The organism is Paenibacillus sp. W2I17, assembly GCF_030815985.1.
Taxonomy (GTDB): domain Bacteria; phylum Bacillota; class Bacilli; order Paenibacillales; family Paenibacillaceae; genus Paenibacillus.
Genome location: NZ_JAUSXM010000001.1, coordinates 1,244,434 through 1,259,099, shown reverse-complemented (window position 1 = coordinate 1,259,099; position 14,666 = coordinate 1,244,434). Strand labels below are relative to the sequence as shown.

At 44.6% G+C, this 14,666-nt stretch carries 13 protein-coding genes; 9 read left to right on the top strand and 4 right to left on the bottom strand.

Translation table 11 applies throughout. The features are described 5' to 3' along the window. Positions 1-286 precede the first annotated feature (286 nt). The 5 genes from QF041_RS05500 to QF041_RS05480 all read left to right on the top strand — a co-directional run bounded on the left by QF041_RS05500 (position 287) and on the right by QF041_RS05480 (position 7,016). Positions 287-1,651, top strand: a complete 1,365-nt coding sequence (locus tag QF041_RS05500; protein WP_307412723.1) for a cytochrome ubiquinol oxidase subunit I — start codon at positions 287-289, stop codon at positions 1,649-1,651. Then, positions 1,651-2,664 (top strand): cytochrome d ubiquinol oxidase subunit II, encoded by a 1,014-nt coding sequence (locus QF041_RS05495; RefSeq protein ID WP_179086461.1) that lies wholly within the window; start codon positions 1,651-1,653, stop codon positions 2,662-2,664. The genes QF041_RS05500 and QF041_RS05495 overlap by 1 nt, the downstream gene beginning before the upstream one ends. A gap of 14 nt (positions 2,665-2,678) precedes the next feature. Then, the gene (cydD, locus tag QF041_RS05490) at positions 2,679-4,502 is read left to right on the top strand and encodes a thiol reductant ABC exporter subunit CydD (RefSeq protein ID WP_307412722.1); all 1,824 of its coding nucleotides are present in this window, start codon (positions 2,679-2,681) and stop codon (positions 4,500-4,502) included. Beyond that, positions 4,499-6,226 carry a thiol reductant ABC exporter subunit CydC gene (gene cydC, locus QF041_RS05485; RefSeq protein ID WP_307412720.1) on the top strand — a complete coding sequence of 576 codons (1,728 nt, stop codon included), beginning with the start codon at positions 4,499-4,501 and terminating at the stop codon, positions 6,224-6,226. Before cydD ends, cydC begins: the two co-directional genes overlap by 4 nt. Before the next feature lie 163 nt (positions 6,227-6,389). After that, positions 6,390-7,016: a hypothetical protein gene (locus tag QF041_RS05480; RefSeq protein ID WP_307412718.1), complete on the top strand. Its 627-nt coding sequence runs from the start codon at positions 6,390-6,392 to the stop codon at positions 7,014-7,016. A 175-nt stretch (positions 7,017-7,191) separates the two neighbouring features. Here the strand turns inward: QF041_RS05480 and QF041_RS05475 are convergent, their stop codons facing one another. Further along, positions 7,192-7,467 carry a hypothetical protein gene (locus QF041_RS05475; RefSeq protein WP_253508491.1) on the bottom strand — a complete coding sequence of 92 codons (276 nt, stop codon included), beginning with the start codon at positions 7,465-7,467 and terminating at the stop codon, positions 7,192-7,194. A gap of 187 nt (positions 7,468-7,654) precedes the next feature. Here QF041_RS05475 and QF041_RS05470 point away from each other — a divergent pair, with 187 nt between their 5' ends. The 4 genes from QF041_RS05470 to QF041_RS05455 all read left to right on the top strand — a co-directional run bounded on the left by QF041_RS05470 (position 7,655) and on the right by QF041_RS05455 (position 11,047). Then, complete coding sequence (locus tag QF041_RS05470) at positions 7,655-8,140, top strand: response regulator (RefSeq protein WP_307412716.1); 486 nt, start codon at positions 7,655-7,657, stop codon at positions 8,138-8,140. Then, a complete protein-coding gene (locus tag QF041_RS05465) occupies positions 8,103-9,272 on the top strand; it encodes a helix-turn-helix domain-containing protein (RefSeq protein ID WP_307416903.1) in 1,170 nt (389 codons plus the stop codon). Before QF041_RS05470 ends, QF041_RS05465 begins: the two co-directional genes overlap by 38 nt. A gap of 28 nt (positions 9,273-9,300) precedes the next feature. Beyond that, positions 9,301-10,614 (top strand): cache domain-containing sensor histidine kinase, encoded by a 1,314-nt coding sequence (locus QF041_RS05460; RefSeq protein ID WP_307412714.1) that lies wholly within the window; start codon positions 9,301-9,303, stop codon positions 10,612-10,614. A 91-nt stretch (positions 10,615-10,705) separates the two neighbouring features. Further along, complete coding sequence (locus tag QF041_RS05455; protein WP_307412712.1) at positions 10,706-11,047, top strand: sensor histidine kinase; 342 nt, start codon at positions 10,706-10,708, stop codon at positions 11,045-11,047. A 104-nt stretch (positions 11,048-11,151) separates the two neighbouring features. On the opposite strand, the gene QF041_RS05450 is transcribed toward QF041_RS05455, so the two are convergent. From QF041_RS05450 to QF041_RS05440, 3 genes are all read right to left on the bottom strand, one after another. Further along, positions 11,152-12,042, bottom strand: coding sequence for a carbohydrate ABC transporter permease (locus QF041_RS05450; protein WP_307412710.1), 891 nt, complete (start codon positions 12,040-12,042; stop codon positions 11,152-11,154). A gap of 18 nt (positions 12,043-12,060) precedes the next feature. Beyond that, positions 12,061-12,951, bottom strand: a complete 891-nt coding sequence (locus QF041_RS05445) for an ABC transporter permease (RefSeq protein WP_307412708.1) — start codon at positions 12,949-12,951, stop codon at positions 12,061-12,063. Between the two features lie 90 nt (positions 12,952-13,041). Further along, positions 13,042-14,646, bottom strand: coding sequence for a type 2 periplasmic-binding domain-containing protein (locus QF041_RS05440; RefSeq protein WP_307412706.1), 1,605 nt, complete (start codon positions 14,644-14,646; stop codon positions 13,042-13,044). Positions 14,647-14,666 lie beyond the last annotated feature (20 nt).

The window sequence follows — 14,666 nt, the reverse complement described above, 5'->3', positions numbered from 1 at the left end:
GTTTAGGGTAGAAGCCGTGTCTTTGATTGAATTAGGTAAAAATAAAGATATAATAATTTTGATTAATAGGCTTGGTTAGTACATTAAGTGCATCAATATCAGATTTTAATAGGCATCCAATGCTTCTTATAATCGGGGGCCAACAGGAGTAAACGCATTATAGGTGTGGCAAGATATCGTCATACCTAACTTTGTGAAATTTTTCGCAACTCTGCATTGAGCTTGGCCAAAGCTGATATTGAATGTTTCTAAATTGAACAGAGATTGAAAGGAGGCAACACAAAGAATGGCTATTGATACGGTTTTATGGAGCAGGCTAGTGACTGGTTTGACGCTCGGGTTCCACGTGATTTTTGCAACGCTTGGTGTCGGCGTACCTTTGATGATTGCTATTGCAGAGTTCATCGGCATTCGGAAGAAGGATCACCATTACATACTTATGGCAAAGAGGTGGTCCAGAGGGTTTGTCATTTCTGTCGCGGTGGGTGTCGTGACAGGCACAGCGATCTCACTACAGTTGGCCTTGGTATGGCCGAATTTTATGAAACTTGCCGGGAATGTCATTGCACTGCCACTATTTATGGAAGTATTTGCATTCTTTTTTGAAGCAATATTCCTGGGCATTTATCTGTACACGTGGGATCGGTTCAAAAATCCGTATATCCACTGGTTGCTGACTATTCCGATTGTCGCCGGGGCAGGCATGTCAGCTGTTTTTATTACAACAGTGAACGGATTCATGAACCAGCCTGAAGGTTTTGTCATGGAAGCAGGTCAATTCATGGCAGTGAACCCCGTGCAAGCGATGATGAATACAGCGACGTTCTCCAAAGTGTTCCATGTATTAAGCTCGGCTTATCTGACAGGAGCTGCTCTGTTAGCAGGAATAGCAGCCTTTGCGATGCTGAGAAAAGGAGTGTCGGCCTACCACAAAAAAGGCTTGAATCTCATGATGGCCGTTGTGCTGGTATTCAGTTTATTAAATTCTTTAGCTGGAGATGTGTCTGCCAAGTTTTTGGCTGAGCATCAGCCGGAGAAGCTCGCAGCTGCCGAGTGGCATTTCGAGACGGAAAGCGGAGCGGATTTGATTTTTTTGGGATGGTTGAATGCAGAACATGAAATTATAGGCGCTCTTCATTTGCCGAAACTGCTCAGTTTCCTTGCCTTTGGAGACTTTAACGCCGAGGTAACCGGGCTGAACGAATTTCCACCAGATGAACACCCGCCCTTACTTGTGCATTATTTGTTTGATCTAATGGCTGGTATTGGATTCGCTCTGCTTGCTATATCAAGTCTGTACTTCCTGTTTGTATTCTGGAAGAAACGTAATCAGTTTAACAAGTGGATGCTTCGTATGGTTGCACTCAGTGCACCGCTTGCTTTTCTGGCTGTTGAGATGGGCTGGTTCTATGCAGAGATCGGGCGGCAGCCATGGATCATCCGAGGTTATATGCGGGTAGAAGAGGCCGCTACTTCTTCACCGAGTGTGAGAATTTTATTTTTCGTCTTCTTGCTTCTCTACATCCTGTTAGGCGTTATGTGTGTCGTCGTACTGAGACGGTTGTTCAATAATAATCCTGCTGAACTCGAGATGGAGAAATGGTTGAAGGAGAAGCATGATCAATCAGCCAAGAAAGGGGATCAGGCCTGATGAGTTATGAATTAATTGGTATTTCGGTACTCTGGCTGTTCTTATACGGCTATCTTATTGTAGCTTCCATCGATTTTGGAGCAGGTTTCTTCGCCTTTTACGCACGCCTGACAAAGCAGGATCACCTGATTAATCGTCTGATCTCCCGTTATCTATCACCGGTCTGGGAGATCACCAATGTATTTTTTGTCTTTTTCTATATTGGTATCGTCGGATTTTTCCCGGACACGGCCTATTATTATGGCTCCGCGCTGCTTGTTCCAGGAAGTATTGCCGTCATTCTACTTGCCATTCGTGGGTCGTTCTATGCTTTCGAAAATTATGGTTCCAAAAAAAGTATCGTGTATTTGTTCTTATACGGAGCTACGGGTCTACTTATTCCGGCGTCATTGTCAGTGGCACTGACATTATCTGAAGGTGGCTTTATTTTGAAACAAGGCGATACGGTTTCCCTCGATTACTGGGCACTATTTACGAATCCATTATCGTGGAGCATCGTTGGACTAGCCATTGTGTCCGTATTGTTCATTAGCGGATCATTTCTCACATTTTACGCTTCTCGCGCAGAGGACCATTCGGCATTGAAGCTGATGCGGAACTATGCTTTGTTCTGGAGCACACCGACCATTATTCTCGCGCTGACTGCATTTATATATTTGGGTCAACACAATGAGCGTCATTTTCAAAATATGATGGATTTATGGTGGCTGCTGGCGCTTTCTGTTGCGTTTTTCATGATTGCCATGTGGCTGTTATATAACGGACGGCGTTACGGATTAGCTTTTATATGCATCATGCTGCAATTTCTCACAGCCTTTTTTGCTTATGGGATAGGGCAATATCCTTACATTCTTGATCCATACATCACCATTCAGAGCAGCGCCACATCACCTGCAATGGGCTTTGCACTCGTCGTTGTGTTTATCGGTGGTCTGTGCCTGTTAATTCCTTCTCTGATTCTGGTCTTCAAACTGTTCCTGTTTGATGCGGATTATGTGAAAGGGAAAAAATAAAGGAGGAGCGTTCAATGAAAAGGAGAGGCAAATCCAATCTGATCTCGCAGCAAATGTCTTTACAACGAAAAAACAGACTTCTCCTTGCGATCATTTCGCTGGCCCTTGGTGTAGCTATTATAAGCCAGGCCACCTTGGTGGCTGAAGCAGTCCAGCGAATCTTTGTAGAGAAAGCTTCCTTTTCATCAGTGATCCTGTTACTTGTCCTATTATTGGCTGTTATGGCCGCACGTTCACTGTTGTCGTATGGTAATGGGAAAGTGGGCTTGCATATGGCAGCACGCGCCAAGACAAATATGCGAGCATCTGTGTTGCAGAACCTGACCCGCGCTTCCATGCCTTCAACCCTGAGTGGACAGACGGGAGGAAAGGTCAGTGTTGCTTTGGATGCTGTGGATGAGGCCGACAGTTATTTCAGTCAGTACATGCCGCGTATGATGGAAGCTGCGATGATCCCGATTCTGATTCTGGTTGTTACATTTACGCAGCACGCCAACACAGGCTGGATTATGCTGTTTACGGCACCATTTATCCCGCTGTTCATGATCTTGGTTGGACTCCAGACAAAGAACAAATCAGAAGAAAAATACGCGCAATTGGCTGAGTTTTCCGGTACATTTCTGGATTCGCTTCAAGGGCTGGTTACGTTGAAAATATTCGGACGGGCTAAAAGTCAGCAACAGGAAATTGAACGCAGCAGTCTGGGGTATCGTGATGCCACCATGGGCATTTTGAAAATTGCATTTACAAATACGTTTATGCTGGAATCGATCGTGATGTTAAGCATCGGTATTGTCGCGCTTGAACTGGCTATTCAGTTACTGGTTTTCAAATCGATGAGCTTCCACACAGCCTTTCTCGTGTTGTTACTCGTCCCTGAGTTTTACAGTCTGTTGAAGAATACAGGAACGGCTTTTCACAGCGGGCGAACCAGTATGGGCGCCATTCGTAAGGTGGAACAGATGCTCGCGGACACTAGTGTCAAGAGCACACAAACGAAGCCTGAAGAAGGACCGGATCAAAGCGAATTAACCGATGTCGATGCAATTGCAAAGACGGAAGAGCTTCGTACAGCTCGTGCCGAGTTGATATCAATGCCACCAACCATTGAACTGAACGATGTCCGATTCCAGTACACACCTGATTCCTTTGGACTTGAGACAGGACAGATCTCGATTGGACCGGGAGAACAGATCGCTATTGTAGGCAAAAGTGGCTCAGGTAAAACCACGCTGCTTCATCTCATTGCCGGTTTACTAAAACCAGATTCGGGAGCGGTTTTGGTTAACGGAAGCCAGCCTTCGCAACATGATGAGGCTGCTTGGTTTGAACGTGTTAGCTACATTACACAGCATCCGTATATTTTTGCAGGTACATTTGCCGAAAATATCGCGATTGGCGCGGGTCGGAATGTCTCCAGAGCTGAAATTGAGCAGGCAGCAGAAGAAGCAGGGCTTGCTGGCGTTGTTGCACAATTGGAGCAGGGCTTGGATACGTTTGTTGGTGAAGGGGGCAGAGGGCTGTCTGGTGGGGAAAAGCAAAGACTTGCTTTGGCACGTGCTTTTCTGAAGCGACCAGCTGTTATTTTGTTCGATGAACCCACCGTAGGACTGGATCTGCACACCGAGCGGGTAATGCAACAATCCATTGCGGCATTAGCCAAAACAGCAACGATGATTACGGTGGCACACCGTTTATATACAATTCAACATGCGGACAACATTTTGTTTATGGACAATGGGGTGTTGGTGGATTCAGGACATCATGAAGCGCTTCTGGCGCGCCTGCCTCAATATGCGGAGATGGTGGATGTACAACGGAAAGGAGGGTTAGCATGAATGAGCTGACGATTCTGTCAAAAGCGATGATTCAGGAGCGCAAGGATATCTTGCTTTCGATATTGGGCGGATTTATCGCCGGCATAGCAGGTGTAGCTCTCTTTTCCGCGAGTGGGTATATGATATCGCAAACGGTATTTGCGCCACCGCTGTATACCTTAATTGTACTCACTTCCATGGTCAAACTGCTTGGTTTCCTTCGAGCGGCAAGTCGCTACGGAGAACGCTTGTATTCCCACAGGGCGACATTCTCCATGCTGAGCCGCTTGCGGACGTCCTTTTTTGCCAAACTGATCCCGGTAACGCCAGGTATATTGAACAAAAACCGAAGCGGGGATCTGCTTGCGCGGATTGTGGGTGATGTGGAAAGCTTGCAAAATTACTTTTTGCGGGTCGCGTATCCACCCATCATGGTCGTTATGGTGTTTTTGGCTACCATGCTGTTCACTTCGGCCTTTTCGATCTGGATTGCGTGTTTGTTAGTACTAGGTATGCTGATCACGGCATTTGTTGTACCAGGGGTTGTCTTGTTAGGTCAGCGAAAAATACATGGACGTGTTCGTCAGCAACGGGCTGTGCTGTCCACGGAAGTAACCGAAGTGTTGTATGGCTTCCGAGATTTGAAAGTATACGGCCAATTGGAACAGCGTGAGCAGCAGCTTCAGCAGGCTTCCGCTGCATTGGCAACGGAACAGAAACAAGCCGCTTCGCACCTGCTGCGCGGGCAATCTATGCACGTTTTTGTGACGTATCTTGTTACATGGGGTGTGTTAGCACTCAGCGCCTTCTTAATTGTGAATGGAGCGTTTGCTGGTGTATTTCTCGCCATGTTGATCCTGGCCACGCAGACCGTGTTCGAAGAAGCTGCCGCAATGGCTATATTGCCTCTATATAAACAGGACAGTGAACACGCCGCTCAGCGACTGGCGGAAACGGTGCCAACCTCCGATGTGCAACCTGTACAGCCAAGCGGTGAAGTGTCAGCCGATCAGGCGGTTTCGATTGAACTATCCGGTGTTAGCTTTCAATATGAAGGGGAATGGAGACCGGCGCTGAGGGAGCTCTCCCTGCAACTTGCAGCAGGCTCCAAAACAGCGATTGTCGGGCCGAGCGGGTCAGGTAAGTCAACGATTATCGATTTGTTACTCAAGCTGCGTGTACCAACGTCTGGCGATATACGGTTAAACGATGTTCCGGTGCAGGAACTGAATGAGGAGAGTATTTGGCAAAGGGCAAATGTTGTGTTGCAGCAAAGCCATTTCTTCCGGGGAACCATCCGGGACAACCTGTTGCTGAATGGAGAAGAACATTCAGATGAACAACTGTCGGCTGTGCTGGATAAAGTCCAACTGCCCAATAAATCATTGACCGACATGGTGTATGAAAAAGGGGAGAACCTGTCCGATGGTGAGAAGCAGCGGCTGGCTCTGGCACGAGCCATGCTGCGCAAAGGACACTTATGGCTTTTGGACGAACCAACGTCCTCACTGGATTACGTCACAGAACAACGTGTGCTCCAGCATCTTCTGGCACAGGCATCCGAAGATACACTTCTCCTGATCTGCCATCGGCTGACGGGATTGGAAGAGATGGATCGGATTGTGGTCATGGACCAAGGTAAGATTGTAGAATCAGGTTCTTTCTCCGAGCTGATGGAGCAAAAAGGTTATTTCTATGAGATGAAACAAATTGAACGACAAATGATTGGAGACGCCGGGGCGTGAGAATCTAGTCTATTGAGTAGACAATGCTGTCGGTTGTCGTTAATAAAGAAAATTTCAATGAATCAATTTTTATAAATTTAACTAAACCCCAAAGGATGCAGTGCATAGACTCCTTGGGGTTTGTTTTGATATAATAGTTTTTTTGTGTCTATAAAGGAGATGGATGATGGGAAAATATAAGTGGGATATTGTTTTTTATTTGGCCATATTTTTATTTGTTGTGTACATGAAGATGAATGACCAATCTCTGTTTTGGATACTTGGAGTCGTTCTCACCGCTACTCTGATCATGTTAACCATTCGTATTTTTTATCCTCTGGGTTGGGAAACACGCATGGACCGCGTCGAGGCTTTTCTACGCAGACAGGAGAATACCCCAAAGCTTTATATCTATTACGCTCTTGCAAACAGACTTGATGATGAATTGGAACACACAATAGAGCGCATCAGAAATGAGGACACCAATAAAAGGACACAAGCAGTATATAATGCAGCTTACGGCTCCTATCGCAACGACTTGGTAGCTGTTCGTACGGCGGTGCAGAATATGCGTAGATCGGATTATCGTACATATTATGAAACGTATTTACTTATGGAAGAAGGAAGAAGTGAGCAGGCGAGGGAACACTTGAAATCCATTAACAAGGTCTGGATGAGATCTTCGCTTCTTGCAGCGATTGAACTAAAAGCGGGACAACGCGAAACTGCGATTCAGCTAATACAAGAAGCAATGCATGCTGTCAGAGGTGTCCATCGTTATATGATATTCAAGGAATCAGAGAGATACTAAGGGTGACAAAAATCTTTCTTGGCATATAGTACAACTGACACGGATAAAAGCTTGTTCCACATAGGAGCAGGCTTTTATCTTTTGTCTTGAAGGACAGGAAGGAAAACACCTGAATTAAAATGAACCCTAACCAGTTAGCCTATATGATGAAAATCTTAAAGTCTTTTAGTCTCCTTTACATAACAGCAGATGATTCAGCCGTTTTAATTTTCTTGGTAAGCGGCTTTTTCCTTAGTGTCCTATCATACAGATATGGCTTTCCGTGATATTCCCGTGCATGCTTTTGTTTCTGCTTTTTATGTATATCAACCTTGATCTCCAGATTGGCAACGTTATTCTGGAATTCAGAAGCAACTCGTTTGCACCATTTCAATCCACTTTCTTCAGATGCACTGAAATGCACGCGTAATAGATATCCGTTCACCGTTAATTCAAACTTGTATAAATTCATGATATGTATCCTTTCCAGGCGGGCATGTTATGTTACATCAAATACGATAATCTCATTATAACAGGAACGTATGTTCTGTAAAAGTCTTATTTATGATACCCGCAATGCAATAAGGTTCGCTAGACATCTTTGCAAGAGTTCGTTTAATGGTAAAATATCTAAAAATGGTTCATGTTGGGGGATACGCATGTATAAACTGATGATCGTAGATGATGAATTGCTCATGCGGGTTGGAATTCGTTCCATGCTGAATTGGGAAGAGTACAATTTCTATGTTGTTGGTGAAGCGGGAAATGGAAAAGAGGCACTAAGCCTTGCGCTTGAAGTGATGCCTGATCTTATCATTACAGATATTAAGATGCCGATTATGGATGGGCTGCAGCTTATACAAGAGGCCTCCTGCGTACTGAAAACCTGTAAGTATGTCATCCTGAGTAATTTTGACGAATTTCATTATGTGAAAGAGGCGCTAAAACTTGGCGCTTCAGATTACTTGATTAAAAGTGAGATCACCGAATCCTCCCTTATTGACCTCCTGAGCATTGTTGGACAGAAACTGCAAAGTGAACATGTTCACCCAACCAACACACCCTCTATAACACAGGACTATTCCAAGAGCCTAAGATATCTAAAGGATAGTTTTCTTCCAAGACATTGTAAGCGGATTCATTAGTGAGGAGGATATCGTCACCAAAGCGGAAGAACTGCATTTTCGTATACGTTCGGACCAGTTGGTTGTCATGAAATTCATCGTGAACTATTACGAGGATGCAAAGCGGAAATATGTAGAGAAGGGGGAAAAGCTGCTCCGATTTTCGATTCTTAATATTATGGAAGAGATCATTCCATCGAAGTGGGAGAAAGAGATTTTTGTTGAAAGTTCCTCTGAATATTGGGTGATCGTCAATGTACTTCCTGAGAGCCAATCTGTACACGCCGACTTGAATAAACTATGTAATAAATTGCTGTCTTCGATCAAGGATTTTATGAATCTATCACTCACGGCTGGGGTAAGTAGAATGACTTCCGGTTTCCTTCACATCAGGAAGGCCTGCCAAGAGGCAGAAACGGCTCTACAACAGGGTTTCTTCACAGGAAGCAACCAGGTGCTGTATTACGATGATATGGTTCAATCCCCAGATCGACATGAAGTTAAGGGGGCTTTAAGCCCGCAACAAGAACGAGATTTGTTGAAGTTATGGGTAAGCAAAGACAACCAAAAGGCGGAAGAGTTCCTTGAAGGAATCCGATCCAATCTGGAACAGCTGCGAGCAGATGAGAATAGCATTCGCAAGCAATATATCATGGTAATGGAAACGATACATTCCCATCTATCCCGAGCTACGGAAAGAGGTGCACCTTCTTTAACAGAAAAATCGCCCTATGAAATCGTTCTAAAGGGGGAGTATTGGGAGGATATCCACCAAGATATGCTTGCTCATATTGCGTATTACTTCCAAACCGATTCCCAAATCAAACAGGAAAGCACTTACACCGATCTCGCCACTGAATTGATCGACAAGTATTATGCGGAAGATATCTCACTGCAAAGTATCGCTAGCCAAATCAGTGTGAATCCGTCGTATCTCAGCCGTGTGTTCAAACAGGAACGAGGAGAGAACTTTATCACGTACTTGACCCGAGTTCGAATTGAACATGCCAAGGCGTATCTATTGAGCAGAGGAATGAGAGTGTATGAAATCGCAGAAAAGGTGGGCTACCATAATTACACGTACTTCAGTAAGATTTTCAAAAAATCGGTAGGTGTCACTCCTGAGGAATATCGAGAATTACAGCAGGGATGAATGTAATCGGTGAATAGAGGTGCAGCATATGAAGCATGTTCGGCCCTTCCGAATCAAGTACAAAATTATGGTGATCTGTATGACGGTCATTATCCTTCCGGTATTGGTGATGACAATCAATTCGTATTACTCCTCAGAGCGGTTGTTGGCACAGAACTATACAACGTTGCTAAACGATCTGGCCAAACAGACGAATATTCGCATTGATGAGTTCCTCAAGGAGATTGAGAAAATTTCGTTGCTCGCCAGCAATGGGCTTAGTGACAATCTGTCTGCGACTCATGAAGGGAGTTTTCCGATCCAGGATTTCCTGCGAGAGGGGGATGAACAACATGAGATTGCCGCATACAATATTCTGATGAATTACATCATGATGAAAGATCGCGTATTCTCCATCTACCTCTACAATATGAACGGGGGGCAAGACCTTTTTGTCAGTCCACATCAACCCATTGATCCAAACTTCAAAGTAGCAAATGAATTGTGGTTTAAAAAGTTCATGCATGATAAGGATCGAACCATTACCCTCACAACACGAATCGACGAGCAATTGGAGAATAAAATACTGGCAGTGTCACACGCTCGCAAAATTCATGATGTGACTAGTGGAAAACTGCTTGGCGTGATTGTTGTCAGCATTGATATCAAATTCATTGAAATCGTCAATCGAAACTTGCAGGAGGGGCTGCGCTCCAGATTCATGATCGTTGATGAGGATGACAAGATCGTTTATAACGTGAACGAACGATTGATCGGGACACTGTTCCGGGACAACGTTCGTCCGCCTGAATCACTCAATGTCGTGGTGACCAGTCCCCTTAGTCAGCAAAAATGGACAACTTACTTATATATGCCTTTGGATGAGCTGACTGCTGATGGCAAAATATTGGGCCGTAATCTGGTGACGCTTGCCATTGTCATTGTTCTTTTTGCTGCCGTCATTTCCATCTTTCTATCTCATGTCATTACAACTCCCATTAAAAAACTGCTACGGAATATTGCTCTAGTCGAGAAAGGTCAGTTTGAACAAGTTGAACCTATTGGATCAAGAGACGAGATTGGACATTTATCCATTCGATTTAACAGAATGTCGCATGAATTGAAGCGGTTGGTCGAACGGATGCAGCAGGAAGAGATAGAAAAAGCCAAAGCCGAGATGCGTGCGCTCCATGACCAGATCAAGCCTCATTTTCTGTATAACACCCTTGGGTCAGTGAAATGGATCGCCTCAATGCAACAGGCTGACAAAATCGTGGAAATGACCGATGCCTTAATCTCGATGCTCCGCTATGCAACAAAATCCGATGGAACCCTCGTAACCATTCGTGAAGAACTTGAATAATATAACGAATTACGTAACGATACAGAATGTCAGGTACTATGATTGTATTCAGATGAGGTATGAGATTGAGGATAGAGTGTTGGATTATCACATGCCCAAAATGATCCTGCAGCCCATTGTGGAGAATGCGATATTTCATGGTCTGGCCGAGCTTGAGGAAGACGGAATCATTACCATTCGGATTCAACTGCGGGTGGATAAAGTTGTAATCGAAATCTGCGATAATGGCGTTGGTATGGATCATCATACGATGCAGAATCTATTGGAAGAAAAGTCCAGTGCAAGTACGGGAACCAATGGGATTGGATTGCATAATGTGCAGCGGCGGATTCAACTTCATTTTGGGAAACCCTATGGAATACAGGTGGAGAGTAAAATAGGTGAAGGCACCATTTTCTCCATTCTGCTGCCTGCCATCATAGAAGCCAAATAGTCATTCATGCTTTCACTTAGCATCTCATAATGCGGTACAGCGATCATAAACATAAGTTTAGATATAAACAAAGGGCTCGCAGTATGAACTGCAAGCCCTTTTGTTCACCCTTTGACGCTACCTAACACCAAACCTTTGGTGAAATATTTCTGCAAGAATGGATACACAAGTAAAATCGGAATGGCACCCAGGAACATCTGAGCGGCGCGCCCCGTTCTGGCGTTCATCATGGACAACAGCTGTGTATAATCTGACCCAGATTTCAGCATGATTTGCTCAAAGCTTTGCAGGAGGGTCTGCAGGTAGCTTTGTAATGGATAATTGTCTGGATTGTTCATATAGATAATGCCATCGAACCACGAATTCCAGTGAGCAACGATACTGAACAAACCAACCGTAGCGAGAGCGGGCTTGAGAAGTGGGAGTAGAATACGAAGCAATACCTGTACTGGCCCAGCACCATCGATAATGGCTGATTCTTCAATCTCCTCGGGCAAACCTCTAATGAAATTCATGAGGATAATCATACTGAATACGGGGAGGGCTCCAGGCAGGATCAGAGACCAAATGGAATCGATTAATCCCATTTTCACAACCACGAGATAGGTTGGAATTAGTCCTCCACTGAATAACATGGTTACGATGAAAAATCCCATATAGATATTACGCCCCATTAATTTTTGCTTGGATTTGGAGAGGGGATAAGCCGTGAGTACGATCAGAACCAGATTCACCAACGTTCCGATAACGGTTCGCTGGATGGCCACCCAGAGAGAGGAGAAAAATGATCCTCCCGTTAACGCAAATTCATAGGCTTTTGTTGTAAATTCCACAGGCCAGAACGTAACACTCCCCGCAGATACAGCTGCGCTGCTGCTGAATGAAACAGCCAGCAGGTTGATAAACGGCAGGATACATAGGAGAGAGATTAGAAGCAATATGGTGTAGTTTATGATAAGAAATACACGCCTGCTCATACTTTTATCATAGATCATAGTGTCAGTTCCTCCTTCTTAGAAGATGCGATAGCCAGCCACTCTGTAAGCCAGGATGTACGATACAGCAACGAGAACACTGGAAATGATCGATTTGAATAACCCGACAGCGGTACCAATTGAATACTGTGCTTGTTGAATTCCTAAACGGTAGACATAGGTATCAATAATATCACCGGTCTGATAAACAACAGGGGAGTAGAGATTATAGATTTGGTCAAAGCCAGCATTGAGTACGTTCCCAAGTGAAAGTACGGTCATTAAAACAATGGTTGGCATGAGGAGAGGCAACGTGATGTAGACGGTCTGCTTCCACCGTTTCGCTCCGTCGATCACTGCGGCCTCATAAAGTCCCGGATCAATACTGGTCAGAGCTGCCAAATAAACAACCGTGCCAAATCCGAAGCCTTTCCATATGTCACTCACAATCATCGTCCAAGGAAAAATAGAGGGTGTGCCAAGGAAGGAGATCGGTGCAATCCCAAATACACTTAGAAATGTATTGATAATGCCGTCGGAGCTAAGGATATCCAGCATGATGCCAGCCATAATGACCCAAGAGAGGAAGTTCGGGATGTAGACAAGGGTTTGAAATGTACGTTTAATTCCACTGTGCAGTACCTCGTTAAGCAGTAATGCGAAAATTACTGGCACGATTATACCACCGATAATCTTAAAGACAGACATGTACAATGTATTCCAGATCGTTCTTACGAAGTTCGGCTGATTAAATATGTGGGCAAAATTATCCCATCCAACCCATGGCGAGTTGAAGCCGAGGCCCGGATTGTACTTCTGAAACGCAATAATAAGTCCGTAGAAAGGGATGTAACAAAAGATGAAGACCAAGACCAGGCTTGGAATCAACATGAGATGGTAAGGACTCTGCTGCTTCCATTTTCTCAACATACATATTCCTCCGTTCATCGTACGCCAAATGTAATCGCTATCAATTAAAGGGGAGAGATGACCCTCATCCCCTCTTTGTGACAAACGAGATTATTTCTTCCCGTAGGCTTCATTAACTGCCTGAGTTGCGTCATCGCCCCCGGCTGCACGCCAATTCTGGACAATAACATCGAAATAATCGATACTTTCGCTACCCATAATGATCTTGGTGAAGCCTTCGGTCAGGATATCATCCAAGGTTGTGCCGTAGCTTGAAAGTATTTCTGGCGTAACACCCCATAAGGCCGTCTTTGTATAGTTCTCGCTGTCCAGTACTTTCTTGGCAAGACCATACGCGTTCTTTGGAGCTCCTTGTTGCAAATAATCACCAACTGCTCCTGGGGTTGCATTCTCTAGGAATTCCACACTGTTGTTATATTTTTGCCACATACCCGAAGTCGTGAGTCCACTGGTATCCTTGGATTGAAGGGCAGCGGAGACCGCCTCAAATTGCTCGTAATCGGAATTCGGATTAAGTACACGGAACGCTCCAACAACATGGGCAATATCGTTGTCCAGCAAGGCGGATAACGTTTCTGTGGATTCCTTGCCATTGCCTTCATCCACAATATAAGCATAGTCGTTCAAAATTTTGATCACTTCTTCAGGGCTCTTAAATCCCTTTTTCATAACGATATAATTGTTGTTGGCGAAGAAAATGGATTGTTTGGCTTCTTTCCCATCAACAGTAGGGATGATATAAGGGTAGAAGATGGCGTCCTTACCCAGATTGGATACCGTATCGACACCCGGATTATAACCCCACCACTGGTAATAAGGCTGCATGCCTACTTTGCCGGCTACAATGTCAGCGTTCATCGCATTAAAGTCTTTGATTGCAAATTCAGGATCAATGATACCTCGCTTGTACCATTCTGACCACTCAGCAAGCGCATTTTTCATCTCAGGCTGCACGGAGCCGTACACGAGTTTTCCAGTGCTATCCTCCATCCACATATCCGGATGCGCATTCCATGCAATGGCCAGCAGGTTGAGGTAATCCAACGATTGGTCTACCGCTATACCATAACCACCGTGCTTTTCCATGAATTTTAGTGCAATATTTTTGATGTCTTCCACAGATTTCGGATCTTGGACTCCCAATTCTTCTTTCCAGTCGTTCCGGATCCAGATGAAGTCTGGTTGTTCAATTAATCCCCAGTGCATCTGTGGTATCCCGTATAGCTTACCGTCTTTCTTTCCAGACTCGTAACTGTCCGCATCTGCTTCCATGTAACCTTTGAGACGATCTGAAGCGTGTTGATCAAATACCTCGGTAAGGTCCATGACCATATCTGCTTCGACTAACTGTCTCAGTTGTGATGGATTAACTCTGAATACGTCAGGAAGATCGTTCGATGCGATAGCCAAATTGAGTTTTGTATCGTACTCATCGCTAACCCAGTCTGTTTTGACGTTGATATTAAACTTCTCTTTGTATCGCTTAATCCATACATTGTTGGTGATATCGTCGCCCTTTGGATATTTTGCAGAAGAGTATTCTGATGTTACGGTATGAATGGTTGTTGTTCCAGCCTCGTTGGAATCCGTGTCCGTCGTTGAACCTTTATCAGCACCGCTTCCATTGCTACAGGCTGCGAGTAATAAGGTTGACATGCACACAGACAAGACTAAGGTTTTCGTTTTCTTGTTCATTTCTTTTCCCCCTTATCAGT

Coding starts and splice junctions, on each gene's coding strand:
- QF041_RS05450 (WP_307412710.1), bottom strand. CDS start 12,042: ATGATCTATGATAAAAGTATGAGCAGGCGTGTATTTCTTATCATAAAC.
- QF041_RS05455 (WP_307412712.1), top strand. CDS start 10,706: ATGCCCAAAATGATCCTGCAGCCCATTGTGGAGAATGCGATATTTCAT.
- cydD (WP_307412722.1), top strand. CDS start 2,679: ATGAAAAGGAGAGGCAAATCCAATCTGATCTCGCAGCAAATGTCTTTA.
- QF041_RS05475 (WP_253508491.1), bottom strand. CDS start 7,467: ATGAATTTATACAAGTTTGAATTAACGGTGAACGGATATCTATTACGC.
- QF041_RS05460 (WP_307412714.1), top strand. CDS start 9,301: ATGAAGCATGTTCGGCCCTTCCGAATCAAGTACAAAATTATGGTGATC.
- QF041_RS05500 (WP_307412723.1), top strand. CDS start 287: ATGGCTATTGATACGGTTTTATGGAGCAGGCTAGTGACTGGTTTGACG.
- QF041_RS05480 (WP_307412718.1), top strand. CDS start 6,390: ATGATGGGAAAATATAAGTGGGATATTGTTTTTTATTTGGCCATATTT.
- QF041_RS05440 (WP_307412706.1), bottom strand. CDS start 14,646: ATGAACAAGAAAACGAAAACCTTAGTCTTGTCTGTGTGCATGTCAACC.
- QF041_RS05495 (WP_179086461.1), top strand. CDS start 1,651: ATGAGTTATGAATTAATTGGTATTTCGGTACTCTGGCTGTTCTTATAC.
- QF041_RS05445 (WP_307412708.1), bottom strand. CDS start 12,951: ATGTTGAGAAAATGGAAGCAGCAGAGTCCTTACCATCTCATGTTGATT.
- QF041_RS05470 (WP_307412716.1), top strand. CDS start 7,655: ATGTATAAACTGATGATCGTAGATGATGAATTGCTCATGCGGGTTGGA.
- cydC (WP_307412720.1), top strand. CDS start 4,499: ATGAATGAGCTGACGATTCTGTCAAAAGCGATGATTCAGGAGCGCAAG.